Genomic DNA, 25,367 nt, shown 5'->3' on the forward strand with positions numbered 1-25,367 from the left:
TCGCTGACCGTCCGCGATCTCCGCGGGCGAACGTTGGGGGTCATCGCCGACGAGCGCGCTCAGCGCCCGCTCGCGCGGACTGCACGAGGTTGTCGCGATCGAGCGCGACGCCGTCCTCCACGGCACGCAGCCACTGGATCGTCGGTGCCACCGCGGCGAAATTCGAGTGGAGCAGGGTCATCAGCGTCGCATGGACGGTCTGAGCATCAGCGAAGCCGACAGCGTTGGCGAGGTGGATCGCGCCCGTGGCATCCGAAAGCACCTCAGCTGTGAGACCGTGCGTCTCCGCCTCAGCGGCGGACGCCAGGATGCAGTTGTTCGTCATGTAGCCGACGAGCGAGATCGTGTCGATCGCCTGGTCCCGGAGCCAGGCGAGGAGGTCGGTGCCGCCGAACACGGTGCCGTACTCCTTCGTGACCCGCTTCACATCGGCGTCCAGACGGCTCTCGACCTCGGGATGCAGATCGAAGCCGGCTGTCGCCGGGTCGAACACGGGCGAGCCGTCGCCACCACGGTGCTGGACGGCGACGATGGGGATTCCGCCCTTCCTGGCAGCGTCGATGACGGCCGTGATCCGCGGCAGTGACTGCGCGTGCGGCGGGAACTGCACCTCGAGCGGGCCGGCGAAGTAGTCCTGCTGCACGTCGACGACGATCAGTGCACGGCGGGGAGGGGTCATGTTCATCTGCTCTCTGGGAGGTCACGCAGCTCGATCGCTGCCTTCGTCAACGATCCTGCGGACGGCCTCCATCCGCCATTGGCACGAATGACGGAATACGATGGATTCGGGCCAGGAGGACACACGTGAAGATCGCCATCTACGCATTCGACGGCGCGACGATGTTCCATCTGTCGACGCCGCAGCTCGTCTTCGACGAGGTGCGTCGCCAGGGAGTGGACGACTGGACGTGCACGCTCTTCTCGGACCGCGCCGGCTCGATCCGCACCGCGGAGGGCTACACCATCGAGGGCGTCGAGGGGCTCTCGGCGATGGACGAGGCGGACATGGTGGTCCTGCCGTCCTGGGAGCGCCAGGGCAAGGAGGTCAGCCCCCAGCTCCGGCGGTCGCTGCAGGACGCTCATCTGCGGGGGGTGTTCATCGCCGGGCTCTGCCTCGGCGCGATCGCCCTGGCCGATGCGGGCATCCTGGCGGGGCGGACCGCGGTCACCCACTGGCAGGCCGCCGACGAACTCGCCGCCCGCCACCCAGACATCACCGTCGACGCGTCGGCGCTCTACGTCGATCTCGGAGATGTGCTGACCTCGGCGGGAACGGCATCCGGCCTCGACGCCTGCCTGCACATCGTGCGTACCCGCCTCGGAGCCGATACGGCGAACCACGTGGCGCGCTCGCTGGTCGTCGCTCCCCATCGCGACGGCGGCCAAGCCCAGTACATCGAACGGCCTGTGGCTCCGAACGTCGGCAGTCACCCCGTCGCGGACTCCCTCGAATGGGCGCTCACCCACCTCGCGATGGAGATCGACGTTGAGCAGTTGGCCTCGCGGGCTCAAATGAGCCGGCGATCCTACGTCCGGGCCTTTCGCGCCGCGACGGGCACGACGCCCGCCGCCTGGGTGCGATCACGTCGGCTCGACGAGACCCGGCGCCTGCTGGAGACCACGGACCTCAGCATCGATCAGATCGCTGATGCGAGCGGGTTCGGAAGCCCCGTCACCCTGAGGCAGAACTTCCTCGCGGCGTTCGGCTGCACTCCCTCGAGCTACCGCCGTCGATTCGACGCCCGTGCGCTCACCTCGCGCAGCACGTAGCCGCCGTGTTGTGGCATCCGGGGCCCGAGCGCAAGGGGCTCGGGCCCGATCGGGCGACGGCATACGGTGGGGATCCCACGAACGGAGGACCCCATGGTCGACAAGCGCACGGAGGCCCACGGACCCGGGCAGCTGCCCGACCGCCAGCCCCGCCCCGACCCCTCCGACCTGACGAACCAGGCGAGCTTCCGCCAGGGCTCGTCGTCGCGCTGGCTGGTCCCCGCCGGAGTCCTCGCGGTCGTCGCGATCGTCCTGTACGCGCTCGCGTTCCAGCTGCAGGTCGCGCTGCCCGCGATCGGCATCGTCTTCGTCGTCGTCGCGTGGGCGATGATGCTCGTCGCCGCCCGGTCGTCGGGCGACGCGCCCGTGCGCAACCGCCGCCTCGCGGTCGCGATGGGCATCCTCGCCGTGGGGGCGCTGGCCATCTTCGTCGGGATCTACCTCGTCGAGACCCTCGGAGCCGCAAGCTGATGGCGACCGCGGACGCCGGTCTCGCCGGTGCGGGTGCACGCCCCGCGGCTCACCACCGCGTCATCGTCGTCGGCGGCGGCAACGGCGGCGTCTCGGCTGCGGCGCGGCTGCTGCGCCGCGGGGTGGCGGATGTCGCGCTCATCGAGCCCCGCGACATCCACGAGTACAAGCCGCTGTTCTCCCATGTCGCCGGCGGCACCGCGCGCATCAGCGAGACCGTACGGCCACAGCGATCGGTCATGCCCGACGAGGTGACGTGGATCCGCGATGCCGTCGTGTTCGTCGACCCTGCCCGTTCGGTCGTCCGGCTGGCCGGGGGCGGCGAGATCGGGTATGACCAGCTGGTGCTCTCGCCCGGCATGCAGAAGGACTGGGCGAGCGTCCCGGGGCTCGCGGAGTCCATCGGCACCGGCGACGTCACGACGCATTACGAGGGCGATCTGGCCGCTCGCACGTCGCTGCGGCTGCGCGACCTGCGTCGCGGCACGGTGGTCTTCACCCAGCCGGCGGGGCCGGCGTCGTGCGCGGGAGCGGCCCAGAAACCCCTCTACCAGGCGTGCGACTACTGGCAGCGCACGGGCGTGCTCGGCGACATCCGTCCCGTCCTCGTCGTGCCGGAGAAGACGGTGTTCGGCATCGAGCCCTTCGACCGCGAGATCCAGCGCGCCATCGACCGCTACGGCATCGAACTGCGCACCGACAGCGCCCTCATCGAGGTGGATGCCGGCCGCTCCGAGGCCGTGATCGCCTCGCCCGCCGGAATCGAACGCGTGCGGTACGACCTGCTCAGCGTCACGCCGCCGCAGTCGGCTCCGGAATGGATCCGCGCATCTGGCCTGGCCGCCGCCGACGACCCCGACGGCTTCGTCGAGGTCGACCCCGAGACGTTGCAGCATCCGCGCTTCGCAAACATTTGGGGGCTGGGGGATGCCGCCGCCACGACGAACTCGAAGAGCGGGGGAGCGCTGCGCAAACAGACGATGGTGCTCGCGAAGAACCTCACCGCGGTGCTGGCGGGCAAGAAGCACTCGGCGCGCTACGACGGCTACGGGGTGTGCCCGATGACCGTGTCGCGTTCCAGCGTCGTGTGGGCCGAGTTCGGACCGTCGGGAGAACTGATGCCGACGATCCCGTTCCTGCGGCGGATGTACCGCGAGAGCCGGCTGTCGTGGTTCTTCGACCGTCGCGTTCTGCCGTGGGTCTACTGGAACCTGATCCTCACGGGGCGCGTCTGACCGGGTCGGCGTCGTGGCTGACGTGCGTCTCGGCCGTCAGGCGCATGCGGGCGACGAGGATGCCGGCGAGGATCGAGCCGGCACCTCCCACCGCCATGTCGCCGATCGTGTCGTCGTAGGCGACGAAGATCGTGTCGACGAAGGCGGCCCCGAGCCACTCGATCATCTCCCACACGGCGCTCAGCGCGAGTCCGAAAGCCGTCGTCACGACGACTCCCGTGCGTCGGCGGTAATCCGGCGCGCCGGGCAGCGGGACGACGCGCAGCCGGCCTGCGGCGAGATAGCCGAGAGCTGCGAGCACGCCGGTGCACACGAAGTGCATCGGGATGTCCCAGGCGGGGTAGGTGCGGTACAGGTCGGCGATGTTGCTCCAGGCGGCGACGAGCACGGTGACGCCGCAGAGGATATCGAAGGCGGGCCGGGCCCCCAGGAAGCGCGGGATGACGAGCGCCGGCAGCGTCAGGGCGAGCACGCCGGCGTCTGTCACCTCGAACCAGATCGCCGCGATCGCGACGCTGATCAGCCCGGCGAAGCGCACGGCGTCGGCGGTGACGGCGCTCGCCGAGCGCGGCGGGCGCAGGAAGTTCTCGATCATGACGGGGCGTTTCACGACGTCTCCTCGCCGAGTCCGAGGACGACGTGTACGCCGAAGTGGTCGGAAGGAGCCGCGCCGTCGACCGTCCGCGTGTCTATCGCCGCACGCCGCACGGTCGCCCCCCGGTTCACCGCGATCCAATCGATCGGCCCGCGCCGGACGCGCGGCTCGTGGTAGCCGCCGTAGGTGTCCCACAGCGGGGTCGTCCGCTGCGCCGCAGCCGCCCACGCATCGACGAGGTCGCCGCTGAGCAGCGCCGCGAGCGGAGCCGAGCCGGGACCGGCGTTCATGTCGCCCATCACGACGACCGTGCCCGTCACGTCCTCCGCAAGGTCGTGGAGCAACCAGGCCGAGCGCAGCCGCGACGTGGCGGAGAAGACGTCCAGGTGGGTGTTGAGCACCGTCAGCGTCGCGCCGGTGGCGCGATCGCGGAAGCTCGCGCGCACGACGACGCGAGGAACCGGGTTGCCCCACGAGACCGACCCGGCGATGCCGGGGGTCCGGGACAGCGCGAGCTGCGCGTGACCGGTCAGCTCGAGGCGTTCGGCGTCGAAGAAGATGGGGCATCCCTCGCCCCGGCCGTCGGCGTTGCGCCCATGACCGACGAAGCGATAGCCGGGCCCGAGCGACTCCTGGACGAGGTCGGCCTGATCGGGCATCGCCTCCTGCGTGCCGAGGATCGCCGGCGGGTCGGCCCGCAGGACAGCGGCCAGGCGGGGCGCTCGCACCTTCCATCGGTCGTTCGGCGGCCACGTGGGACCGTCGATGCGCCGGCGGATGTTCCAGCTCGCGATGTGCAGGTCACCCGGCGCCGTCGCGGCAGCCGCCGGGAACAGCGGGCGGATGGCGGCGTCGGCGACGACGGCGGCGGTCATGCGTGCCCTCTCGTTTCGGACGGACGGGATGTCGCGATGCGCAGCCATCGTCGCACGAGGCGGATCGGCGGCAGATCGACGGGCCAGTGGATGACGACGCTGCGGAAGCCGCGCACGACCCGCTCGCCGAAGGCGCGACGGTCGAAGAAGGGGCGCATCGACATCCCCATGGCCGCGTGCCGGGCGTAGCGGATGGGGAAGTACTCGCCGAGGTGGAAGGCGAGGTCGAAGTCGTCGTGGAGTCGGGGGTCTCGGTGCACCCGCGCGCTGACGCGGCGCCACGCCGTCCGCCGGAACGCGAGGTTCGAGCCGAACAGCGGAAGGTGGCCGAGGGCGGTGAAGCCGACGGCCGCGTACAGCCCGAGGTACACCGCCGCGAGCGGCGTCCGCAGGGGCCGTGGGCCGTCGATGAAGCGGGCGCCGCCGGTGACGACGGCAGTGGCCGGCCGCCGCTCGAACTCGCCCCGCAGGCGTTCGACCCACGAGGCGGCGGGCATGCAGTCGGCGTCGAGGCGGAGGATCACCTCGCCCGCGGCGTGGTCGTAGCCCGTCGCCGCGGCGGCGGGGATGCCGGGGTCGGCGCACGGCACGACGCGGGCGCCGCCGGCACGGGCGACATCGGCGGAGTCGTCGCTCGAGCCGTTGTCGACCACGACGATCTCGTCGGGTGGATCGGTCTGCAGCGCGAGGGCCCGCAGGCAGCGGCGGAGGGCGGGGGCGTCGTCCTTGACCGGGATGACCACCGACACCGTCGGTCTCTCGGATCGCGGGGCATCGTCGGGTGGCATCGGTCCTACGTTAAGCCGCCGGTGACCGGAAGGCCGATCGGGTTGACACCGCGGCATCCGGTCGGCAGTGACATGCTGGGGGTATGCCTCAGCAGAGCGACCTCCTCGCCGTCCTCGTCGATGCGGACAATGTCTCGCCGTCCCGGATCGGGGGCGTGCTCGCCGAGATCGCCACCTATGGCACCGCGTCGGTCAAGCGGATCTACGGCGACTGGACCAAGTCGCAGCTGCGCGGATGGAAGGACGCTGCCAGCGAGCACGTCATCCAGCCGATGCAGCAGTTCGACAACACCACCGGCAAGAACGCCACCGACAGTGCGCTCATCATCGACGCGATGGACCTGCTCTACACGCGGCGGTTCCAGGGGTTCTGCATCGTCTCGAGCGACAGCGACTTCACCCGCCTCGCCTCGCGCATCCGCGAAGAGGGCGTGACCGTCTACGGCTTCGGCGAGCGGAAGACCCCCGAGGCCTTCCGGAACGCCTGCGACCAGTTCACCTACCTCGAAGTGCTCGGTGTCGTCGACGAGCCGGATGCGGCGCGTTCGACCGCCTCTGGGCGATGGACGCCCGCCGCTCTGCGCGCCGACGCGCGGCTCGTGGCGCTCCTGCGCAGTGCGGTGGAGACGGCGTCGGCCGATGACGGCTGGTCGGATCTCGGCACCGTGGGCCAGCTCATGCGCAAGCAGCAGCCCGACTTCGACCCCCGCAACTGGGGGTACGCGAAGCTCTCGGATCTCCTCAAGGCAGTGGGGCTGTTCGCAATCGAGTCGAAGCCGGGCGGCATGTCGATCCGGCCGAAGGCGGCGAAGGGATCAAAGAGTCCCGACGAGGCGTCGAGGCTGCAGGTCGAGGGCGATTCCGCCGGTGGCAGCGGGCGGGCGCGGCGCAAGCCGGCGCGCACGCAGAGCGGATCGTCGGGGTCGTTCTCGGATGCCGAGCTCGCGGCTCCCGACCTCGCCGCGCCGCCGCAGGACGGGGCGTCGCAGGATGCGGCGTCGCAGGATGTGGCCGCGGGAGAGCCGACGTCGACCCCGCGAGCCGTGGACGCCGACGCCAGCGCCGGCCCGCGAGGCGTCGACACCCGATCGAGCGCCCCGGAGGGCCGTGGACGCCGACCGATGATCGAGCAGCTGACGCTGGGCGCCGCTCTCGACGCCGCCCTCGATGCGGTGTCGTCCGCGGCGCGCGGCGCGGCCGGGACGGCGGCATCCGTCGTGGCTCCCGCCGAGGACGAGACGCGGGGAGCGCCGGCCGCGGTCGAGCCCGCGGCCACCCGGGACGCGGATCCGCGTGAGGCTGCCGTCGAGGCGTCCGACTCGGGCCGCAGCACGAAGAAGCCCGCCGCTGCGAAGAAGACCAGCGGTGCGAAGAAGACCAGCGGTGCGAAGACGCGGGCGTCCCGCACCGCGAGCGCTGCCGATCGGGGCGCGCGCACGGAGGCGTCGGCTGACGCGGTCGAACCGGCCGCGGCTACTACTACATCCGAGGCTGCGGCATCCGAGGCTGCGGCATCCGAGGCTGCGGCAGCGCCGACAGATGCGCCGGAGCGCGCGGACGCGGGCCGCACTGCCGCGCGGACGCGGAAGAAGGCCGCTGCGGCGCCGACTGTCGAAGCCGGGGCCGAGACCGGGGCGGAGGTAGCGACGGAGTCCGGGGGCGAGACGGCGCCGAAGGCGGGCGAGCGGCCGAAGCGCGCTCCGCGCAGCCGGGCCGCGAAGTCCGCCGCGGTCGTCGAGCCCGAGCCCGCAGAAGCGTCCGAGGATGCGATGGGCGCAGCGGGGAAGGCCGAGCCCGCTCCTGCGTCTGCCGATCCCGGTGCTGCGACAGCCGAGGCGACGCCTCCCGAGCCCGCTCCGGCCGAGCGTCCCAAGCGTGCCCCGCGCCGGGCGTCCCGTCCCGCCTCCAACGCCGGCTGAGCGCGCCGCCTTTCCGGGTCAGCGGGCCGAGCTGCGCCGGAGCACGCGCCGCCGGCCCGAGGGGATGACGGGCACGGGCTGGGTGACGACGGCATCGACGACCATCGACCCGCTCGCGGGACCGACCACCGGCACGGGGGTCGTCGCCGTGGTGATGTGGTCGGTGCGGGCGACCGGCATACCGGCGAGCTCGCGGCGGGCGCGGAGGTAAGCGGGGATGAGGATGACCGTCGCGCCGAGCCAGGCGAGCGGGTTGCTCCACGCGACCCCGGCGAAGCCGATCACTGCGCCCAGGACGACCGCCGCCCCCATGCGCATGAACAGCTCGACGATTCCGGTCACCGTCGGCACGAGGGTGTGGCCGAGGCCCTGCAGGGCGCCGCGCAGCACGAAGAGCACGCCGAGCGCCGTGTAGGTGGCACCGTTGATCACGAGCATGAGCGCGGCCAGCGCGACGACGCCGTCCGAGCCGTCGCCGACGAACAACCGGACGAGCGGCGCACCGAAGGCGACGAGCACGACACCGAGACCGACCGCGCCGATGACGGCCATCCACGTCGCCTGAGCGACTCCCTGCCGGATGCGGTCGGGGCGTCCGCCGCCGTAGTTCTGCGCGACGAACATCGACACCGCGAGCCCGAGCGACTGCAGCAGGGCGACGGCAAGGCCGTCGACGCGCGAGGCGGTCGTGTACGCGGCGACCGCGTCGGCACCGAGCTCGTTCAGCCGCACCTGCACCGCGAGCGTCCCGATCGCGATGATGGATGCCTGGAAGCCCATGGGCAGGCCCAGCCGGAGATGCAGCGCGAGGTCGGCGCGTGTGACGTGCCAGTCGGCCCGGCGCATGCGCAGCACGGGGATGCGACGGCGGATGTAGTCGAGGCACAGCACCACCGAGAGCGCCTGCGAAACCACCGTCGCGAGGGCTGCGCCACCGACGCCCCAGCCGAGCGGTCCGACCATCAGCACGACGAGCGCGACGTTGAGCACGCACGCCACGGTGAGGAAGATCAGCGGGGTGCGGGAGTCGCCGATGGCGCGGATGATCGCGGCGAGGTAGTTGAAGAACATCGTCGCGCCGGCGCCGAGGAAGCTGACGACCGCGAAGGTCGTCGCCTCGTCGAGGAGCTCGGGAGGCGTCTGCAGCAGCTCCAGGAGCGGTCGCGAGAGGAAAGGCGCGACCACGGTGAGTACCACGCTCGTGATCGCCGTCAGCGTCGCGCCGGCCGCCACCGAACGGCGCACCGCGCCGTGATCGCCCGCCCCGAACGCCTGCGCCGTCGGGATGGCGAAACCCGAGGTGAGGCCCCAGGCGAAACCGATGAGGAGGAACAGCATCGAGCCCGTGGCGCCGACCGCCGCCAGCGACGCGACGCCGAGCCAGCGTCCGACCACGATCGCGTCGACGATGTGGTACATCTGCTGCACCACGTTGCCGATGAGCAGGGGCACCGAGAACGCCAGGATGACGCGCCACGGGCTGCCGGTAGTGAGGGTGCGGGACATCGATGACTTTCGGGGACCGGAGCGGACACGGCAACGGCGGCGCCGAAGCGCCGCCGTTGCCCAGTGTATCGAATCGATTCGAGATCTGCCACGTGCGGATGCCTGCGGCGCTCCACGCCTTCACGCCGGCGGGAGCGTGACCCGAACGAGCAGTCCGCCGCTGTCGCGCGGCGTGATCCGGAGCTCGCCGCGATGGCCGCGCACGATCGTCGAGACGATCGTCAGCCCGAGCCCGATCCCGCGATCGGAGGAGGCCCGGGTGCGGCCACCCGCGCGGACGAACGGCTCGGTGAGGGTTGCAGCGCCGGCTGCGTCGATGCGCGGCCCCGCATTGGCGATCTCGAACACCGCCGACCCGTCGGTCGCCCTCCGGGTGCGCACGGAGACCTCGCCGCCCTCGGGGAGATTGTGGGTCAGGGCATTGCCGACGAGGTTCGACACGAGCTGCCGGATGAGCGCCGGATTGCCGCGAGCCGTCGCAGCGTCGAGTTCGAGCCGGATCGCGGGCGGCGTCGCGGGTGCCGCGACGCCATCAGGGGTACGACGTTCCGGTGCGGCGTCGCGGAGGTCGGCGACGACTTGCCGTGTCACCGCTGCCAGGTCGACCGGTTCGAACGTCAGACCGGCCCGCCCGGCGCGGGCGAGGTCGAGCAACGCTTCGGTCGTCGCGATCGCACGCTCATTCGTCTCGGCGATGCGGCTGAGGACGACGTCCACGTCGCGGCCGGCGGTATCTGCTTGCGCGACCTCGACGATCGTGCGGATGACGGCGTGCGGGGTGCGCAGCTCGTGCGACGCGTTCGCGGCGAACCGCGACTCCTCCGCGACGGCGCGTTCGACGCGGTCGAGCATGTCGTCGAACGCGTCGGCGAGGTCGGTGAGCTCGGTGCGGCGGCCCCGCAGCGCGATGCGCCGGTGCAGCGTGCCGGCGTCGGCGTGGCCGACGACCTCGGTGATGCGCCCGAGGGGCGCGAGCATCCAGCCCGCGAGGAACCAGCCGCCGGCGAGTCCGATGACGGCGAGGGCGGCGAGCGCCCATCCGGCGTATTTGAGGAAGACGTCGACGAGGTCGCCGCGGCCCGGTGCCCAGCCGCCGGTGCTCTGGCTGAACAGGTCGCCGCTCGGCACGAAGCGCAGTGCCAGCAGCCCCGCGGCCAAGAGCACGGCGCCGGCGACGACGAGGAACCCCGCATAGCTGAGGGTGAGCGACACGCGCAGCGAGAGCCCCGGCCGGCGGGCAGTCACGGTGCCGGGTCCGACATGCGGTATCCGACGCCCGGCACCGTCTCGATGACCCACGGCTCTCCGAGGCGTTTTCGCAGCGACGAGATCGTGATGCGGACCGCGTTCGTGAACGGGTCGGCGTTCTCATCCCAGGCGCGCTCGAGCAGGGTCTCGGCGCTGATGACGCCCCCGGCGGCGCTCACGAGCACTTCGAGCACCGCGAACTGCTTGCGCGTCAGCGCGATGTAGCGTCCGCCCCGGTAGACCTCGCGCCGGAACGGGTCGAGTCGCACATCGCCGAACTCCCGAACCGGGGGAGCGGCCGCTGAGGAGCGTCGGGCGAGCGCGCGCAGGCGCAGCACGAGCTCGCGCATCGCGAAGGGTTTGGTGAGGTAGTCGTCGGCACCGGACTCGAAGCCCGACGCCTTGTCGTCCAGCCGATCGGCTGCTGTGAGCATGAGGATGCGCGGCGCCTCGGACTGCGACGAGAGGCGTCGGGCGATCTCATCCCCGCCGGGACCCGGGATGTCGCGGTCGAGCACGACGACGTCGTACGTGGTGATCGCGAGCTGCTCCAGGGCCGTGTCGCCGTCGCCGGCGATGTCGGCGGAGATGGCCTCGAGGCGCAGCCCGTCGCGAACCGCCTCGGCGAGGAACAGCTCGTCCTCGACGATCAGCACACGCATGGCCCCAGGATAGGCGGGCCCGCATATCGCGGGTGTATGCGGAATCCGTGACGCTGCAACAACATCCGCTCCCGTCCACTGGAGGCATGAGCATTCCTCCCACCTCGGTTCCGACCCGCCCGCTCGTGCTGCCGATGATCGAGTCCGGACGGCGGGCGACCTTCATGCCGCCGCGCCCGCGCGCGCGGACGACTCGCCGTGTCCGCCGTCGACGGCTCGCCCTCCTGGCCGTCGCCGCCGTCGGAGCAGTCGCGCTCGGCGCCACCGCGGCCGGCGCGCTGGCCGGTACGTCGGGTCTGCCGCTGCCGCCGGTTCCGCCGGCCTTCCCGGGCCTGGCCTTCTCGCCCTCGGTCGATGACGGGTTCATCGAGGAGGGCCGGCAGGTGAGCCTGCGTGACGACGACCTGCCGGCCATCTCGCGACTCGACCCGGCGCTGCTAGGTGCGATGCGTGCTGCTGAAGCGCGTGCGGCCGACGACGGCATCCGCTTCGAGGTCACGAGCGGCTGGCGCAGCGCCGCGTATCAGCAGTGGCTCCTCGACACCCGCATCGCTGCGGTGGGCGAGGAGACCGCCCGAGCATACGTCGCCACCCCCGAGCAGTCGCGCCACGTCAGCGGCGAGGCCATCGACATCGGGCCGGTCGATGCGCAGTACTGGCTGATCTCGGACGGCTCGGAGTTCGGCGTCTGCCAGACCTACGGCAACGAGCCGTGGCACTTCGAGCTGGCCACCGAACCGGGGACGGACTGCCCGGCGATGCGCACCGATGCCAACGGCTGAGCCGCGGTCGCAGCGGCGGGTGCGCCTACGATCGATGCAGGCCCCCAACGATCCAGGAGTCCCCGTGCCCGCCGTCACCGCCGCCGCCCGCTCCCACGCCGAAGACCTCGCAGACTTCGTCGCCTCGTCGCCGTCGAGCTACCACGCGGCCGCCGAGGTCGCCCGCCGTCTCGTCGCGGCGGGGTTCACGCCCCTATCCGAGGACGAGCGCTGGCCGGAGCAGCCGGGCGGCCGGTATCTCGTCGTCCGCGACGGCGCCGTGCTCGCCTGGGTCGTTCCGTCGTCGGCGACGGCGCTGACGCCGGTCCGCGTCTTCGGCGCGCACAGCGACTCGCCCGCGTTCAAGCTCAAGCCCCGCCCCACGACCGGGCGGCTCGGCTGGCTGCAGGCCGGTGTGGAGGTCTACGGCGGACCCCTTCTGAACTCCTGGCTCGACCGCGAGCTGCGGCTGGCGGGGCGTCTCGTGCTCGACGACGGGACGGCCGTGCTCACCGCGACCGGCCCGCTCCTTCGTCTGCCCCAACTCGCGATCCATCTCGACCGCGAGGCCAACGACCGCCTCGCCCTCGACAAGCAGACCCAGACCCAGCCGGTGTGGGGGCTCGGCCCGGCCGATTCCGCCGACCTGCTCGGCGAGCTCGCCCGTGAGGCGGGAGTGGATGCCGCGCGCATCCGCGGCTACGACGTCGTCACCGCCGACTCCGCACGAGGCGCGGTCTTCGGTGCGGGCGACGTCTTCTTCGCGTCGGGCCGTCTCGACGATCTCGCCTCGGTCCACGCCGGGGTCGTGGCGATCGAGCGCGCCGCCGATGGGTTCGACGCGGGACACATCGCGATGCTCGCCGTCTTCGACCACGAGGAGGTGGGGTCGGCGACGCGCTCCGGCGCCGCCGGTCCGTTCCTCGCCGACGTGATCGAGCGCATCCAGCTCGGGCTCGGGGCCGACCGCGAGGAACGGATGCGCGGACTCGCGGCGTCGTGGTGCGTCTCGAGCGACGTCGGGCACTCGGTGCACCCGAACTACGCGCACAAGCACGACCCCGTCGTGCAGCCCGTGCTGGGGTCGGGGCCGATCCTGAAGATCAACGCGAACCAGCGCTATGCGACCGACGGCGTGGGAGCGGCGGCATGGAACGGATGGTGCGACGCGGCCGGCGTGCACAGCCAGGAGTTCGTGTCGAACAACAGCGTGCCGTGCGGCTCGACGATCGGCCCCATCACCGCCACGGGGCTGGGCATCCGCACCGTCGACGTCGGCATCCCCATCCTCTCGATGCACTCCGCACGCGAGCTCGCCGGAGTCTCCGACCTGCATGATCTCGCCCTCGTGGCCGAGGAGTTGTTCCGCCGGTAGAATCGAGGGGTCCGCGGCGCCGGCCCGGACGAAGCGATGCAACTACCTGCTGACGGAGCAAGGCGGCACGTGATCACGAGCTGACTGCTCGGAGGCATGCATGACGTCGAATGAGCGTTCCCTGATCCATCACACCGGTTGGGGGTTCTTCCCGATCGCCTTCATCGCCCGCCTTCCCTTCGCGATGATGGTCGTCGGTGTCCTCACCCTCGTCGTCTCCGCGACCGGGTCGGTGGGGCTCGGCGGCCTCACCTCCGCCGCCGTCGGCGTCGGCGTCGTGATCGCCGGGCCCGTGATCGGCGACACCGTCGACCGGTTCGGACAGCGGCGCGTGCTCGTGCCGCTCGGCATCCTCAACGGCGTGCTGCTCGGCCTCTTTCCGCTGGTCGTGACGTCGGGTGCGGCCGATCCGCTCATCCTCGCCACGGCCGCAGCGATCGGCTTGAGCGCCCCGCAGGCTGCGGCGATGTCTCGCAGCCGGCTGATGGGCATCGTCCGCGCTCGCCTCCGTGCCGAGCATCGCCCGCGCACGCTGTCACGCGTGATGTCGTACGAGTCGGCGGCCGATGAGACGGCATTCGTCATCGGACCGTTCCTCGTCGGCATCCTCGCCGCCGTGATCGCGCCCTGGGCGCCGATCGCCATCGCCGCCGCGCTCAGTCTCGTGTTCGTCACCGCCTTCGCACTCCATCCGAGCGGTCTCGTGGCCGCGGCCGGCAGCGCGGCAGGCGCGGTCGAGGAGCGTGCTCCGATGGCGGAGATGCTCCGGCCGCGCATTCTCGTCCTGGTCGCGGGGACTTTCGGGGTGGGCCTGTTCTTCGGGGCCACGCTGACCTCGCTCACCGCTTTCGCTCAGACGGCGGGGGAGGGCGTCGAGGCGGGTCTGCTCTACGGCCTCATGGGCATCGGTTCCGCCGCTCTCGCCCTGGCGGTCGTGATGCTTCCGACGCGGTTCGCACTGCGACACCGCTGGCTGGTCTTCGCAGGCGTGCTCGCCGTGTCGGCGGGCGGCTACGCGGCCTCGGACTCGCTCGGCGCCGTCGTCGTGATGCTTCTGCTGATGGGGCTCGGCGTCGGTCCGACACTGGTCACGCTGTTCAGCATCGCGGGCCACCGCAGCCCGGTCGGCCGTTCGGCGACCACCATGACGCTCCTCGGATCGGCGCTGACCCTCGCCCAGGCACTGTCGTCGGCCGTCACCGGCGCCATCGCCGAGTCCGGAGACGTCCGCCTGGCGATGCTGCTGCCGACCGCCGCCGCCGTGGTCGTGCTGGTGCTCGGCATCGCCAACCTCGTTCTCGAGCGGCGCGAGCGACGCGAGGGGCAGGAGTGGGCCGACGCCCGCGCCTGGACCCCGGGGGATGCGTCATCCGAGCCGACGCTCGTCAGCCGCTGAACAGCGCTCCGGATGCCGCGCCCGCCAGGGCGCCCAGCACGACGATCACCCAGGCCGGGCAGCGCCAGAGAGTCAGCAGACCGAAGCAGACGAGGGCGAGCGCGAACTGATCGCCCCGGGTGATCGAGGTCGTGAACACCGGGTCGTAGAGAGCGGCGGCGAGGATGCCGACCACGGCGGCGCTCGCGCCGCCGACGACGCCCCGGGCCCGGGGGCGGCGACGTAGCGCGGCCCAGAGCGGGAGCGCACCCAGGAGCAGGAGGAAGCCGGGCAGGAAGATCGCGATCAACGCGACGGCCGCACCGGCGACGCCTCCCGGGCCGACGCTCGAGAGGGCTCCGAGGTAGGCGGCGAAGGCGAAGAGCGGGCCGGGGAGTGCCTGCGCTGCGCCGTACCCGGCGACGAAGGTCTCGGCATCCACCCACCCCGGGCCGACGACGGCGCTCTCGAGGAGCGGGAGCACGACGTGGCCACCGCCGAAGACGAGTGCCCCCGACCGGAAGAACGCGTCGAACAGGGCGATCGGGCCCGCGCCCGTGCCGCGCGCTGCGATCGGGGTCGCGAGCAGGAGCACCGCCAGCAGGACGAGCGCGGCGACCCCGACGCGGCGACCCGCGGAGGGGAGGGTCTCCTCGTCCGCGGCGGTGCGGGCATCGACCGGCTCGGACCCGCCGCTCCGCACGGCAGGATGAGCTTCGCCGAGCCACAGAGCGCCCGCGACGGCGCCCACCGCGATGGCGACCAGCGGTGCGAACGGACCGCCCACCAGCACGACGCCGACGGCGGCGGCGATCGCGATGGTGCCGCGTGGACGGTCGGGAGCGAGGGAGCGGGCCATTCCCCACACGGCGTGCGCGACGACCGCTACCGCGACCACTTCGAGCCCATCGATCACTCCCGCCCCGATCGGGCCCGAGACCGCCCCGACACCGCTCGCCGCCCACACCATCAGGGCCGCCGAGGGGAGGGTGAACGCCGCGAAGGCGGCCAGCGCCCCGCCGATGCCGGCATGGCGCAACCCGATCGCGAACCCCACCTGACTCGACGCGGGCCCGGGCAGGAACTGACACAGCGCAACGAGCTCGGCATAGGTTCGATCGCCGATCCACCGTCGCCGCGTGACGAACTCTTCGCGGAAGTAGCCGAGGTGTGCGATCGGGCCGCCGAAGGAGGTCAAGCCCAGGCGCAGGAACACCGCGAACACGGCGGCGAGGTTCGACACCGGCCCACAGCACCATCCGTGGGTGAACGCCGGGTGAACGCCGTGCGCGACCGTCACACGGAGATGACCGGTCGCGTCACCGGGTGGACACCCATCGGCGCCGCCTGCCACGCGGGCGGGATCCTCGCAACATGCGCGCCGCCCGTTGCATCCGCGGTTAACGTGAGCGGCATGACCACTCCCGCTGAGCGCGCCCAGACCCTGTCCGACCTTCACGCCGCCCCGGAGATCCTGCGGGTGGTGAACGTGTGGGACGTCGTCTCGGCCGAGGCGATCCTCGCGCTGCCCGAGACACGTGCGATCGCGACGGCCGGGCATTCCATCGCCGCGATGTTCGGCTACGAGGACGGCACCGACATCCCGCTCGAGCTCGTCCTCGACATGGTCGGGCGCATCGTCTCGGTCGCCGGCGACATCCCCGTGACGGCCGACCTCGACGCCGGCTTCGGCGACGCCGGTGAGACGACCCGCCGTGCCATCGGCGTCGGCATCGTCGGCGCCAACGTCGAGGACCGGCTGCAGCCGATCGCCGACTCCGTCCGCGCGGTCGAGGCGATCGTGCGAGCGGGCGAGGCTGAGGGCGTCCCCTTCGCCCTGAACGCCCGCACCGACGCGTTCGTCCGCGCCGGCGACCGCTCGACCGAGGAGTCGATCGCCGACGCGATCGAGCGCGGCCGCGCATACCTCGATGCCGGAGCCGATCTCGTCTTCGTGCCCGGCATCCTCGACGCCGACATCACCCGCCGCCTCGTCGACGGCCTGGGGGAGCGCAAGCTCAGTGTCATCGGACTGCCCGGCGCCCTTACCGCCGCCGAGTACGAAGACCTCGGAGTCGCCCGCATCTCGTACGGTCCGACGACGCAGCGCGTGGCGCTGACGGCCCTGCAGGATGTGGCGCAGCAGCTGTATGCGAACGGCGTCATCCCGCCGTCCACGCGTCCCCTGAACTGACGGCGGCGGAAGCCCGGACACGCGGATGCGCACCGCCCCCTCGGGGTGGTGCGCATCCGCGTGCGTCCGAGCTCAGGCGAGGGCGGCGCGGAGCCCCTCGACGAACGGGGTCGTCGGCCGTCCGATGAGGCGCGAGAGAGTGCGATCGTCGACGTCGAGGACACCCTCGCGGATGCCGGTGTCGATGCTCGCGACGAACTGGGCGGTGCCGGCGTCGAGTCCGACTCCCTGCAGCGCGGCCACGTGCTCGTCGGTCGAGAGCCGCACGTACGACACGTCGCGTCCCAGCACCTCGGATGCCGCCGCGGCCACGGCGTCGTAGTCGATGCGGGCGTCGCCGGCGAACTCGTAGACCTGGCCGATGTGCCCGTCCTCGACGAGGACGGCCGCAGCACCCTCCGCGAAGTCCACGCGGGACGCGGGAGCGATCAGCCCGTCGCCGGTCGAGGCCGCGATGACGCCGCTCTCTGCGGCACGCTGCACGTCGGTGACGTAGTTCTCGGTGTACCAGTTGTTGCGGACCACGACGGCCGGGACACCACTGGCCACGATGGCCTCTTCGGTCGCCTTGTGCTCCGCGCCGAGCGGCCACTCGAACGACGTCGCCTGGGACGCGCTGGTGTAGACGAGCTTCGCGACACCCGCGGCGGCGGCGGCATCAATGACGTTCTTGTGGCCGGCGAGTCGTTTGCCGGGTTCGGAAGCCGAGATCAGCAGCACGCTGTCGACCCCCGCCAGTGCGGTGGTGAGCGAGTCGGCGTCGTCGTAGTCGACGCGCGCGGTGCGGACGCCGCGGGCGGCGAGGTCGGCGACCTTCGTGAGGTCGCGCGCGCCGGCGACCACGGTCTCGGGTGCGACGCCGCGGGCGAGCAGGGCGTCGACGACGAGGTGGCCGAGCTGTCCGCTCGCGCCGGTGATGAGGATGGTCATCGGTGATCCTTTCGGTCGGGTGATGCTGAACCAAACCGGCCTGGCAACGTCCCGCATTCCACGCGGAGGGTACCCACTTTCCGGTAAGGTACCCACGTGTCCGTGAGTTTCGCGCAATTGCAGGCAGCGTCAGGTCAGGTGTTCACCGAGAACTGCCCGACCCGCGTGGTGCTCGACCACGTCATGAGCAAATGGGGGGTGCTGGTCCTGCTCGCCCTGACCGACGGAACCGCCCGGTGGGGCGAACTGCGACGGACGGTACAGGGCATCAGCGAGAAGATGCTCGCGTCGACGCTTCGGACCCTCGAGGCCGACGGCATCGTGAGCCGCACCGCCTACCCCGAGGTCCCGCCGCGCGTGGAGTACTCCTTGACCGAGCGCGGCGACGACCTCATGGAGCGCATGATGCCGCTCATGGAGTGGATCGCGAGCAACGCCGGCGATATCGTCGAGCGCCGAGTCCGAGGCTGAGTATGCGCCGGGAGGCCTGTCGCATCACGCCGTAACGATATATCGTCGAGTATCGCTAACGTATCGACGACCGGGAGGTCAGCATGAGCGGAACATTCCCCACCGGCGGTTTCGGCGGCCGTGACAGCATCTTCGGCGGGCGCGGCGGCTTCAACGTCTCCGACCTCGGAAACAACGTGTTCGAGGCCTTCGACCAGCTGAAGTCCACGTTCGAGCAGAAGGTCAACACGCGGGTCGGCCGCGGCGACGTGCGCGCCGCCGTTCTCGCCCTGCTCGCCGAGCAGCCGATGCACGGCTACCAGATCATCCACGAGATCGAGGAGCGCAGCGGCGGCTCCTGGAAGCCCAGTGCAGGGTCGGTCTACCCCACGCTCCAGCTGCTCGCCGACGAGGGTCTCGTCAGCGCGGCCGAGTCGAACGGCCGGAAGACCTACTCGTTGACGGAGGCCGGACGCGCCGCCGCCGGCGAGTCGGCCGAGAAGTCCGCGCCGTGGGAGAGCACGAGCCGTGACCACAGCCGCGTGACCGCGCTGCCCAAGGCGGGCGTCGAGCTCGCCCAGGCGGCCGCTCAGGTCGGCCGCAGCGGCTCGCCCGAGCAGGTTCAGCAGGCCGTCGAGATCCTCGACGAGGCACGCCGCAAGCTGTACGCCCTGCTCGCGCAGGCCTGATCCGGGTGGCTTCGGCCGACCCGCATCGTCTCGCATCACCCGGGAGCCGCGAGGCCCCGGGTGATGCGAGCACGCGTGCGCGCTATCGCCGCATCCTGCGTTTCGCCGCTCGGGCGCTCGTTCAGACCTGGTGGTTCGAGATCGTCCTGCCGCGCCTCGGCCTCGAGCGATGGGCCGAACGCGGCAGAACGGCGCGCCTGCGCCGCCTGGCGCGTCGTTTCCACGCGCTCGCCGTCGAGCTGGGCGGGCTGATGATCAAAGTCGGGCAGTTCATGTCGTCGCGGCTCGACGTCCTGCCGCCGGAGATCACGACCGAGCTCGCCGGGTTGCAGGACGAGGTGCCGCCCGTCCCGTTCGAGCAGATCCGGGCGGCCGCCGAGGAGGAGCTCGGCATGCCCCTCGCCCGCGCGTACGCGACCTTCGACCCGGTACCGGTGGCGGCGGCTTCGCTCGGGCAGGCTCATCGCGCGCGGCTCTCGGCCGAGCAGGCCGCGGATGCCGGCTTCGCCGACGTCATCGTCAAGGTCCAGCGCCCCGGCATCCAGACCATCGTCGACGTCGATCTGGCGGCCCTCCGTCGCATCGCGCGCTGGCTGCGGCGCATCCGCCTCGTCTCGCGCCGCGCCGACATGCCGGCCCTGGTCGAAGAGTTCGCGGTGACGAGCCTCGAGGAGATCGACTACCGGCACGAGGCGGCCAACGCCGAGCGTTTCCGTGCGAAGTTCGCCGATGATCCCCGCGTCGCCGTGCCCGAGATCGCCTGGGAGCGGTCGACGTCGCGCGTCCTGACACTGGCCGATGTGACCGCCATCAAGGTGACCGATGTCGAGGGTCTGCGCGCTGCCGGCATCGACCCGCACGAGGTCGCGGGCGCGTTCGCCTCGGTGATGTTCGACCAGTTCTTCGGGTTCGGATTCTTCCATGCCGATCCTCACCCCGGCAACGTCTTCGTCACCCCCGTTCCATCGGACCAGCGCGGCCAGGACGGGCAGCCGTGGGTGTTGACCTTCATCGACTTCGGGATGATGGGCGAGATCTCGCCGTCGACACGCGATGCGCTGCGCACCGTGCTCGTCGCCGCTGCCGCGCGCGACGGTCGCGGCCTGGTGGCGGGGATGTCGCAGGTGGGTGCTCTGCTTCCCTCGGCCGACCTCCGCGAGCTCGAGCGCGCCATGACGCAGCTCTTCGCCCGTTTCGGGGGGATGGGCTTCGCCGAGCTGAAGCAGGTCGACCCCCGGGAGTTCCGCGATTTCGCGGGCGATTTCGGCGAGCTCGCCCGTGCCCTGCCGTTCCAGCTGCCGGAGAACTTCCTCCTCGTCATCCGAGCGGCCTCGCTCACCTCGGGTGTCTGCACCTCGATCGATCCCGCGTTCAATCTGTGGGATGCCGTCGAGCCGTACGCGGCCCGGCTGCTGCGCGAGCAGCGCGGCGATCTCGTGCGCGACATGGCGCGACGTGCGATGGGGATGGCCGACGTGACCATGAGACTCCCGCAGCGTCTCGACGGTCTCATCACCCACCTGGAGAACGGCAACCTCGATTTCGACAGCGGCCGCCTGGAACGCCGGATGTCGCGCCTGGAGCGCCTGGCGCGACGGGCCGTCTCGGGCATCCTGTTCGCGGGATTGCTCGTCGCCGGCGTTCTCCTGCGACCCGATGACGAGGTCTTCGGCACGGTCCTCATGGGGCTGTCTGCGGTGCCGTTGCTGCACGTGCTGTTCGCGGGCGCGTTCGGCCGCCGCGACTGACGCCTGAGTAGCCTGAGGAGATGCCCCTCGACACCCCGGCCACGGCGGCGCGCGACCAGCTCGCCGCCCTCGCGGCGCGCTCCGGTGAGCCGGGCTTCCTGCCGGGCGTGCTCGGAGCCGATGCCGCGCCTCCCGCACCCGGAACCCGGGCGGCGGCGGTGCTCGTGCTGTTCGGGCTCCTCGACCGGCACGAGAGCGATCACGCGCCCGAGGCGGCGCTCTCGCGCGACCTCGACGTGCTGCTGCTCGCCCGCGCGGCGACGCTGCGCTCGCACCCGGGCCAGGTCGCCCTCCCGGGTGGACGGGTCGATCCCGGCGACGCCGACGTCGTGGCCGCCGCGCTCCGTGAGGCGCGTGAGGAGACCGGTCTCGACACCTCGGGAGTCGAGGTGCTCGGCGCGCTGCCGCCTCTCCCGCTCGAGTACTCGCGTCACCTCGTGACGCCCGTGCTGGCGTGGTGGCGCCGGCCGTCGCCGGTCCGCGTCGTCGACGTGGCGGAGTCGGCGGCCGTGTTCCGAGCGCCCGTCGCCGACCTTCTCGCGCCGGCCAATCGCGGGGTCACGGTGCTGCGGCGTGACGGTGCCGAGTGGCGCGGTCCAGGATTCGTCGTGCGTCAGGACGCGGGGGAGTTCCTCGTGTGGGGGTTCACGGCGATGCTCCTCGACGGTCTGTTCACCGAGCTCGGCTGGACCGAGGACTGGGACGCCGACCGGGAGCTGCCGCTGCCGTCACCGTAGCGGCGCGTCGCGACGATCAGAAGCGCCAGATGAGCGGGACGTACAGCACCGCCGCAGCCAGGAAGAGCGCGACCAGGGGCAGGCCGAGCCGCCAGTAGTCCCCGAATCGATAGCCTCCCGGCGCCATCACCATCAGGTTGACCGGCGTCGAGACCGGGGTCAGGAACGCCGATGCTCCGGCGACGGTGAGCGCCATCAGGAACGGCAGCGGGCTGACATCGAGCGTGGCGGCGATCGACGTCGCCACCGGCGCGACGATGAGGACGGTGGCGACGTTGGAGATGAACTGTCCGAGCACGATCACGACGACGCAGACCGCCAGGAGGGCGAGGTGTGGGTCGGCCTCCCCGACGACGGCGAGCAGGCCGTCCGCGACGACGTCGGCCGCGCCCGTGCCGAGAAACGCCACCGACAGCGGGATCATCCCGGCGATGAGCACGAGCGTCGTCCACGAGATCCCGTTGTAGAGGTCGGGAAGCTTCACGACGCGCATCAGGATGAGCGCGCCCGCGGCGAGGAGTCCGGCGACGGCCGGGGGAGCGGCGCCCGTGGCGAGCAGGACCACCATCACGGCGGTGACGACGAGCGTCCGGCGCGCTCCGCGGTGCAGGCCCGAGCGGCGGTGCGTGCGGATCGTTCCGGAGCGCACCGCTTCGGGAACGAGCGACAGCGTCTCCGTCTCGCGTTCGGTGCGAGCCTCGGGCACGGCGTCGGGGCCGCAGTGCGGCAGCAGCCGTGGACCGAGCACGACGACGATCGCGATCGTGGCCGCCGCAAGCGGCAGCCCGACGAGGGCGAACTCGAAGAAGCCGAACGGACGCCCGGCTTCGGTTTCCGCGAGCTCGGACACCACGACGTTCACCGGCGTGCCCGTCAGCGTGAGCAGCGACGCCGCCGATGCGACGAAGGCGAGGGGCATCATGAGCTGCGACGGCGGCAGACCCGATCGACGCGCGATGAGCGCCGCGACCGGGATGAGTGCCGCCACGGCGCCGTTGATGCTGATGAGGGCCGTCAAGACCGCGACGATGCCCCCGACCCAGATCAGGATGCGTCCGCGACGCGTCCCCGCGGGAGCGAGGATCAGTCCGCCGACCGAGCGCGTCACGCCGCTCGTCTCGAGGGCGGTGGCGACGACGAACAGGCTCGCGATGAACAGGACCGTCGGATCCCCGAACCCGGCCAGGGCTTCCGGCAGCGAGAGCACCCCGGTGGCCCAGAGGGCCAGGGGGACACCGACGGCGACGACCTCGAGCGGTACACGCGCCGACAGGAAGGCGAGGATGGCCGAGCCGAGGATGAAGAAGGTCGCGACGATCGGGTCCACTCGTCCCACGGTACCGTCCGGGTCTCGGCCGATCCGGGGCGCCGATTCATCCCTGCGGGGGAGGTGGCCGTCGTCGCGAACCGGCAGGGTGGAGGAGTGACCTCCCCGATCGATGTGCCCGCCCCCCGCTCCTCGACCGCGACCCGCGTCGCTCGGCTCGCTGCCGCCGCGGCCGTCGCCGCCCTCACCTCGGCGTCACTCGTCGCCTGCGCCGGCGAGCCGGATCCCGGGAGCAGCCCCGCGCCGACGACCTCCCCCGTCGAGATCCCGGCGACACCGGTGGGCGAGCAAACTCGCTGGGTGCTGGAGGAGATCAACGGCGATGAGCAGACGGCGACCGACGAGATCACGAGGCGCTTCGACGAGGCCGCGCTCGCGGAGCTGACGGCCGAAGGGCTGCAGCAGGTCTTCGACCAGATGCAGGCCGCAGCTCCCTGGTCGGCGGTGGCGTACGACGGTGCCGAGACCCAGGCGCGCGTGACGCTCGAGTCCGCGCAGGTCACGTACGACATGTCCATCTCGGTGACCGTCGACGATCGCATCGAGATGCTGTTCTTCGGCCAGCCGCAGCCCGAACGCACCCCCGCGGCATCCTGGGATGAGCTCACGCAGCAGGTCGAGGCAGCCGGGTTCACCGCCGGGGTGCAGGTGCGCGAGGTCGGCGGAGAGGTTCTGTACGAGGGCGGTGATCAGACCGCCGGACCGATCGGCTCGATCTTCAAGCTCTGGGTCCTCGGAGCGGTCGTCGACGCGGTGGCGGACGGGCGGATGACGTGGGACGACGAGCTCTTGGTCGACGCCGGCGTGCGCAGCCTGCCGAGCGGTGAGCTGCAGGACCTTCCCGACGGTACGACCGTCAGCGTGCGCGAGGCCGCCGACAAGATGATCGCCATCAGCGACAACACGGCGACCGACATGCTCATCCGCGCGGTCGGACGCGACGCCGTCGAGGCGGCGATGGTGACGATGGGGCACTCCGACCCGGAGCTCAACACGCCCTTCCCCGCAACGCGCGAGCTGTTCTGGCTGCTCTTCGGTGACGACGATCTGCGCGCGATGTGGAGTGGCGCGGCCGGTGATGCCGATGCCCGCCGCTCGGTCCTCGAGCGGCTGCCCGCGGGGGTGCCTGATCTCGCCGGGGCGGCCGCCGCGACGCCGGGGTGGCGCGACGGCGTCGACTGGTTCGCCACACCCGACGACCTCGTCGCGGCTCACGAGGCGTTGCAGCAGCGAGCGCAGACGGCGGCGGGCGCGCCGGTGCGCGACATCCTCTCGGCCAACCCTGGTGTCGAGTTCGGCGAGGAGTGGACGTACATCGGCTTCAAGGGCGGCAGCTCGATCGGCGTGCTCGCGGGGTCGTGGTACCTCGAGCGCGACGATGCTGCCCCGGTGGTCATCACGGTGCTCGCACGCGCCGACGACGCGGCGTCCGTCGCGAACCCGTCGGTGGCCTTCGGATGGGCGCAGGACGCTGCGGCGATCCTGACCGCCCCGTAGCCTGGGACGATGAAGCGCCCGAACGGTCACCGGATCCGGCCGCGCGCACCGCGGCCGGCAGTCGCGGCCGCCGCGCTGCTCGCCTCGGCGATGCTGCTGCCGGGCTGCGTCGCCACGGCGGAGCCTCGGCCCACCGGTCCCACGTCGTCACCGACCCCCACCTCCGCTCCGACGCCGTCGGGGGCTGCCGCCGCCCCGTGGTGGCGCGCGACCACCGAGCCGGTCGACGTCGCCACTCAGTTCGAGGTGCCGTGGTCGGTCGTCGTGCTCGCCGACGGGACGCAGCTCGTGAGCCAGCGCGACAACGGTGCCGTGCTCGAAGTCGACGAGAACGGCACGGCGCGGGTCGTGGGGGAGGTCGACCTCACGGCGGCGGCTGGCGAAGGAGGGCTTCTCGGCATCGCCGTTTGGGATGAGGGCGAGCAGACCTCGCTGTACGCGTACGTGACGACGGCCGACGACAACCGGGTCGTCCGCATGCCGCTCGAGGGCGAGCCGGGCGACCGCCGACTCGGAGAAGCGGATGTCGTGATCGACGGCATCCCGCGCGACCGTATCCACAACGGCGGGCGCATCGCGTTCGGACCCGACGGCCTGCTGTACGTGGCGACCGGCGATGCGGGCGAGCCCAGCAACGCCCAGGACCCGACCTCTCTGGCCGGCAAGATCCTGCGACTGACCCCCGACGGCGGCCCCGCGCCGGGGAACCCCTCCGGCTCGGAGGTGTACACGACCGGCCACCGCAACGTCCAAGGCCTCGCGTGGACCGAGGACGGAACGCTCTGGGCGAGCGAATTCGGGCAGGACCGCTTCGACGAGCTCAACCGCATCGAGCCGGGCGGCAATTACGGCTGGCCGGTCGTGGAGGGAGCATCCGATGACGAGCGCTTCGTCGCCCCCGTCATCACCTGGACCCCCGATGAGGCGAGCCCGAGCGGTGTCGCGGCCCGGGGGAGCACGCTGTTCGTCGCGGGCCTGCGGGGCGAGCGGGTGTGGCAGGTCGACGTCGACGGCGGGGCCCTCGTCGGCGAGCCGGTCGCGCTCTGGCAGGGTGAGCTCGGCCGCGTGCGCGACGCCGTGGTCGCCGGAGACGAGCTCTGGCTTCTGACGAACAACACCGATGGGCGCGGCAACGCCGCATCCGGCGACGATCGGCTGATGCGGGTCCCCCTGGCGCCGCGGAGCTGAGCCGGCTTGATAGCGTTCACGGAGGAC

At 71.8% G+C, this 25,367-nt stretch carries 24 protein-coding genes; 14 read left to right on the plus strand and 10 right to left on the minus strand.

Going from position 1 to position 25,367, the window contains the following annotated elements; genetic code table 11:
- Positions 1–40 precede the first annotated feature (40 nt).
- A complete protein-coding gene (locus tag ACPYN5_RS04465; RefSeq protein WP_424447782.1) occupies positions 41–679 on the minus strand; it encodes an isochorismatase family protein in 639 nt (212 codons plus the stop codon).
- 125 nt (positions 680–804) lie between these two features.
- Between ACPYN5_RS04465 and ACPYN5_RS04470 the strand changes: the two genes are divergently transcribed.
- The 3 genes from ACPYN5_RS04470 (at position 805) to ACPYN5_RS04480 (ending at position 3,476) form a co-directional block, all read left to right on the plus strand.
- A complete protein-coding gene (locus ACPYN5_RS04470; protein ID WP_424447783.1) occupies positions 805–1,770 on the plus strand; it encodes a GlxA family transcriptional regulator in 966 nt (321 codons plus the stop codon).
- A gap of 93 nt (positions 1,771–1,863) precedes the next feature.
- Positions 1,864–2,241: an amastin family protein gene (locus tag ACPYN5_RS04475; RefSeq protein ID WP_424447784.1), complete on the plus strand. Its 378-nt coding sequence runs from the start codon at positions 1,864–1,866 to the stop codon at positions 2,239–2,241.
- The gene (locus tag ACPYN5_RS04480) at positions 2,241–3,476 is read left to right on the plus strand and encodes an NAD(P)/FAD-dependent oxidoreductase (RefSeq protein WP_424447785.1); all 1,236 of its coding nucleotides are present in this window, start codon (positions 2,241–2,243) and stop codon (positions 3,474–3,476) included. Before ACPYN5_RS04475 ends, ACPYN5_RS04480 begins: the two co-directional genes overlap by 1 nt.
- Here ACPYN5_RS04480 and ACPYN5_RS04485 read toward each other — a convergent pair.
- The 3 genes from ACPYN5_RS04485 to ACPYN5_RS04495 are packed head-to-tail and all read right to left on the minus strand — an operon-like array spanning position 3,460 to position 5,734.
- Positions 3,460–4,086 carry a DUF2238 domain-containing protein gene (locus ACPYN5_RS04485; protein ID WP_424447786.1) on the minus strand — a complete coding sequence of 209 codons (627 nt, stop codon included), beginning with the start codon at positions 4,084–4,086 and terminating at the stop codon, positions 3,460–3,462. The two genes, ACPYN5_RS04480 and ACPYN5_RS04485, sit on opposite strands and share 17 nt — an antisense overlap.
- Entirely contained in the window at positions 4,083–4,946 is an 864-nt protein-coding gene (locus ACPYN5_RS04490; protein ID WP_424447787.1) for an endonuclease/exonuclease/phosphatase family protein, read from the minus strand. Before ACPYN5_RS04490 ends, ACPYN5_RS04485 begins: the two co-directional genes overlap by 4 nt.
- Complete coding sequence (locus tag ACPYN5_RS04495; RefSeq protein ID WP_424447788.1) at positions 4,943–5,734, minus strand: glycosyltransferase family 2 protein; 792 nt, start codon at positions 5,732–5,734, stop codon at positions 4,943–4,945. The genes ACPYN5_RS04490 and ACPYN5_RS04495 overlap by 4 nt, the downstream gene beginning before the upstream one ends.
- An 83-nt stretch (positions 5,735–5,817) precedes the next feature.
- Here ACPYN5_RS04495 and ACPYN5_RS04500 point away from each other — a divergent pair, with 83 nt between their 5' ends.
- Complete coding sequence (locus tag ACPYN5_RS04500) at positions 5,818–7,653, plus strand: NYN domain-containing protein (RefSeq protein ID WP_424447789.1); 1,836 nt, start codon at positions 5,818–5,820, stop codon at positions 7,651–7,653.
- 18 nt (positions 7,654–7,671) lie between these two features.
- Here ACPYN5_RS04500 and ACPYN5_RS04505 read toward each other — a convergent pair whose 3' ends face one another.
- The 3 genes from ACPYN5_RS04505 to ACPYN5_RS04515 form a co-directional block, all read right to left on the minus strand.
- Positions 7,672–9,159 (minus strand): MATE family efflux transporter, encoded by a 1,488-nt coding sequence (locus ACPYN5_RS04505; RefSeq protein ID WP_424447790.1) that lies wholly within the window; start codon positions 9,157–9,159, stop codon positions 7,672–7,674.
- A 120-nt stretch (positions 9,160–9,279) separates the two neighbouring features.
- The gene (locus ACPYN5_RS04510; RefSeq protein ID WP_424447791.1) at positions 9,280–10,404 is read right to left on the minus strand and encodes a sensor histidine kinase; all 1,125 of its coding nucleotides are present in this window, start codon (positions 10,402–10,404) and stop codon (positions 9,280–9,282) included.
- On the minus strand, positions 10,401–11,069 hold the full coding sequence (locus ACPYN5_RS04515) for a response regulator transcription factor (protein ID WP_424447792.1): 669 nt from the start codon (positions 11,067–11,069) through the stop codon (positions 10,401–10,403). Before ACPYN5_RS04515 ends, ACPYN5_RS04510 begins: the two co-directional genes overlap by 4 nt.
- Before the next feature lie 86 nt (positions 11,070–11,155).
- On the opposite strand from ACPYN5_RS04515, the gene ACPYN5_RS04520 reads away from it, so the two are divergent.
- The 3 genes from ACPYN5_RS04520 (at position 11,156) to ACPYN5_RS04530 (ending at position 14,601) form a co-directional block, all read left to right on the plus strand.
- The gene (locus ACPYN5_RS04520; RefSeq protein ID WP_424447793.1) at positions 11,156–11,851 is read left to right on the plus strand and encodes a D-alanyl-D-alanine carboxypeptidase family protein; all 696 of its coding nucleotides are present in this window, start codon (positions 11,156–11,158) and stop codon (positions 11,849–11,851) included.
- 34 nt (positions 11,852–11,885) lie between these two features.
- On the plus strand, positions 11,886–13,205 hold the full coding sequence (locus ACPYN5_RS04525) for a M18 family aminopeptidase (RefSeq protein ID WP_424447794.1): 1,320 nt from the start codon (positions 11,886–11,888) through the stop codon (positions 13,203–13,205).
- A 100-nt stretch (positions 13,206–13,305) separates the two neighbouring features.
- Positions 13,306–14,601, plus strand: a complete 1,296-nt coding sequence (locus tag ACPYN5_RS04530; protein WP_424447795.1) for an MFS transporter — start codon at positions 13,306–13,308, stop codon at positions 14,599–14,601.
- Here the strand turns inward: ACPYN5_RS04530 and chrA are convergent.
- The gene (gene chrA, locus ACPYN5_RS04535) at positions 14,591–15,823 is read right to left on the minus strand and encodes a chromate efflux transporter (protein ID WP_424447796.1); all 1,233 of its coding nucleotides are present in this window, start codon (positions 15,821–15,823) and stop codon (positions 14,591–14,593) included. The two genes, ACPYN5_RS04530 and chrA, sit on opposite strands and share 11 nt — an antisense overlap.
- A gap of 171 nt (positions 15,824–15,994) precedes the next feature.
- On the opposite strand from chrA, the gene ACPYN5_RS04540 reads away from it, so the two are divergent.
- Entirely contained in the window at positions 15,995–16,774 is a 780-nt protein-coding gene (locus ACPYN5_RS04540; RefSeq protein WP_424447797.1) for an isocitrate lyase/PEP mutase family protein, read from the plus strand.
- A gap of 72 nt (positions 16,775–16,846) precedes the next feature.
- Here ACPYN5_RS04540 and ACPYN5_RS04545 read toward each other — a convergent pair whose 3' ends face one another.
- Entirely contained in the window at positions 16,847–17,704 is an 858-nt protein-coding gene (locus tag ACPYN5_RS04545) for an SDR family oxidoreductase (protein WP_424447798.1), read from the minus strand.
- A gap of 96 nt (positions 17,705–17,800) precedes the next feature.
- Between ACPYN5_RS04545 and ACPYN5_RS04550 the strand changes: the two genes are divergently transcribed.
- The 4 genes from ACPYN5_RS04550 to ACPYN5_RS04565 all read left to right on the plus strand — a co-directional run bounded on the left by ACPYN5_RS04550 (position 17,801) and on the right by ACPYN5_RS04565 (position 21,328).
- Positions 17,801–18,175, plus strand: a complete 375-nt coding sequence (locus ACPYN5_RS04550; RefSeq protein WP_424447799.1) for a winged helix-turn-helix transcriptional regulator — start codon at positions 17,801–17,803, stop codon at positions 18,173–18,175.
- An 83-nt stretch (positions 18,176–18,258) separates the two neighbouring features.
- Complete coding sequence (locus ACPYN5_RS04555) at positions 18,259–18,843, plus strand: PadR family transcriptional regulator (RefSeq protein WP_424447800.1); 585 nt, start codon at positions 18,259–18,261, stop codon at positions 18,841–18,843.
- 5 nt (positions 18,844–18,848) lie between these two features.
- Positions 18,849–20,591, plus strand: coding sequence for an ABC1 kinase family protein (locus ACPYN5_RS04560; protein WP_424447801.1), 1,743 nt, complete (start codon positions 18,849–18,851; stop codon positions 20,589–20,591).
- Positions 20,592–20,611: 20 nt separating this feature from the next.
- Positions 20,612–21,328: an NUDIX hydrolase gene (locus ACPYN5_RS04565; protein WP_424447802.1), complete on the plus strand. Its 717-nt coding sequence runs from the start codon at positions 20,612–20,614 to the stop codon at positions 21,326–21,328.
- A 16-nt stretch (positions 21,329–21,344) separates the two neighbouring features.
- On the opposite strand, the gene ACPYN5_RS04570 is transcribed toward ACPYN5_RS04565, so the two are convergent.
- Positions 21,345–22,655 (minus strand): SLC13 family permease, encoded by a 1,311-nt coding sequence (locus tag ACPYN5_RS04570; protein ID WP_424447803.1) that lies wholly within the window; start codon positions 22,653–22,655, stop codon positions 21,345–21,347.
- Between the two features lie 96 nt (positions 22,656–22,751).
- Between ACPYN5_RS04570 and ACPYN5_RS04575 the strand changes: the two genes are divergently transcribed.
- Both ACPYN5_RS04575 and ACPYN5_RS04580 read left to right on the plus strand, forming a co-directional pair.
- On the plus strand, positions 22,752–24,152 hold the full coding sequence (locus tag ACPYN5_RS04575) for a serine hydrolase (RefSeq protein ID WP_424447804.1): 1,401 nt from the start codon (positions 22,752–22,754) through the stop codon (positions 24,150–24,152).
- A gap of 9 nt (positions 24,153–24,161) precedes the next feature.
- Positions 24,162–25,340 carry a PQQ-dependent sugar dehydrogenase gene (locus tag ACPYN5_RS04580; RefSeq protein ID WP_424447805.1) on the plus strand — a complete coding sequence of 393 codons (1,179 nt, stop codon included), beginning with the start codon at positions 24,162–24,164 and terminating at the stop codon, positions 25,338–25,340.
- The last annotated feature ends 27 nt before the right edge of the window (positions 25,341–25,367 follow it).

It is taken from the genome of Microbacterium arborescens (assembly GCF_049707515.1).
Taxonomy (GTDB): domain Bacteria; phylum Actinomycetota; class Actinomycetes; order Actinomycetales; family Microbacteriaceae; genus Microbacterium; species Microbacterium arborescens_B.

What these genes read in the sequence shown, in the direction of transcription:
- ACPYN5_RS04565 (WP_424447802.1), top strand. Translation starts at nt 20,612, where the DNA reads ATGCCCCTCGACACCCCGGCCACGGCGGCGCGCGACCAGCTCGCCGCC.
- ACPYN5_RS04480 (WP_424447785.1), top strand. Translation starts at nt 2,241, where the DNA reads ATGGCGACCGCGGACGCCGGTCTCGCCGGTGCGGGTGCACGCCCCGCG.
- ACPYN5_RS04465 (WP_424447782.1), bottom strand. Translation starts at nt 679, where the DNA reads ATGACCCCTCCCCGCCGTGCACTGATCGTCGTCGACGTGCAGCAGGAC.
- ACPYN5_RS04495 (WP_424447788.1), bottom strand. Translation starts at nt 5,734, where the DNA reads ATGCCACCCGACGATGCCCCGCGATCCGAGAGACCGACGGTGTCGGTG.
- ACPYN5_RS04490 (WP_424447787.1), bottom strand. Translation starts at nt 4,946, where the DNA reads ATGACCGCCGCCGTCGTCGCCGACGCCGCCATCCGCCCGCTGTTCCCG.
- ACPYN5_RS04525 (WP_424447794.1), top strand. Translation starts at nt 11,886, where the DNA reads ATGCAGGCCCCCAACGATCCAGGAGTCCCCGTGCCCGCCGTCACCGCC.
- ACPYN5_RS04580 (WP_424447805.1), top strand. Translation starts at nt 24,162, where the DNA reads ATGAAGCGCCCGAACGGTCACCGGATCCGGCCGCGCGCACCGCGGCCG.
- ACPYN5_RS04505 (WP_424447790.1), bottom strand. Translation starts at nt 9,159, where the DNA reads ATGTCCCGCACCCTCACTACCGGCAGCCCGTGGCGCGTCATCCTGGCG.
- ACPYN5_RS04555 (WP_424447800.1), top strand. Translation starts at nt 18,259, where the DNA reads ATGAGCGGAACATTCCCCACCGGCGGTTTCGGCGGCCGTGACAGCATC.
- ACPYN5_RS04530 (WP_424447795.1), top strand. Translation starts at nt 13,306, where the DNA reads ATGACGTCGAATGAGCGTTCCCTGATCCATCACACCGGTTGGGGGTTC.
- ACPYN5_RS04520 (WP_424447793.1), top strand. Translation starts at nt 11,156, where the DNA reads ATGAGCATTCCTCCCACCTCGGTTCCGACCCGCCCGCTCGTGCTGCCG.
- ACPYN5_RS04475 (WP_424447784.1), top strand. Translation starts at nt 1,864, where the DNA reads ATGGTCGACAAGCGCACGGAGGCCCACGGACCCGGGCAGCTGCCCGAC.
- ACPYN5_RS04500 (WP_424447789.1), top strand. Translation starts at nt 5,818, where the DNA reads ATGCCTCAGCAGAGCGACCTCCTCGCCGTCCTCGTCGATGCGGACAAT.
- ACPYN5_RS04515 (WP_424447792.1), bottom strand. Translation starts at nt 11,069, where the DNA reads ATGCGTGTGCTGATCGTCGAGGACGAGCTGTTCCTCGCCGAGGCGGTT.
- ACPYN5_RS04545 (WP_424447798.1), bottom strand. Translation starts at nt 17,704, where the DNA reads ATGACCATCCTCATCACCGGCGCGAGCGGACAGCTCGGCCACCTCGTC.
- ACPYN5_RS04540 (WP_424447797.1), top strand. Translation starts at nt 15,995, where the DNA reads ATGACCACTCCCGCTGAGCGCGCCCAGACCCTGTCCGACCTTCACGCC.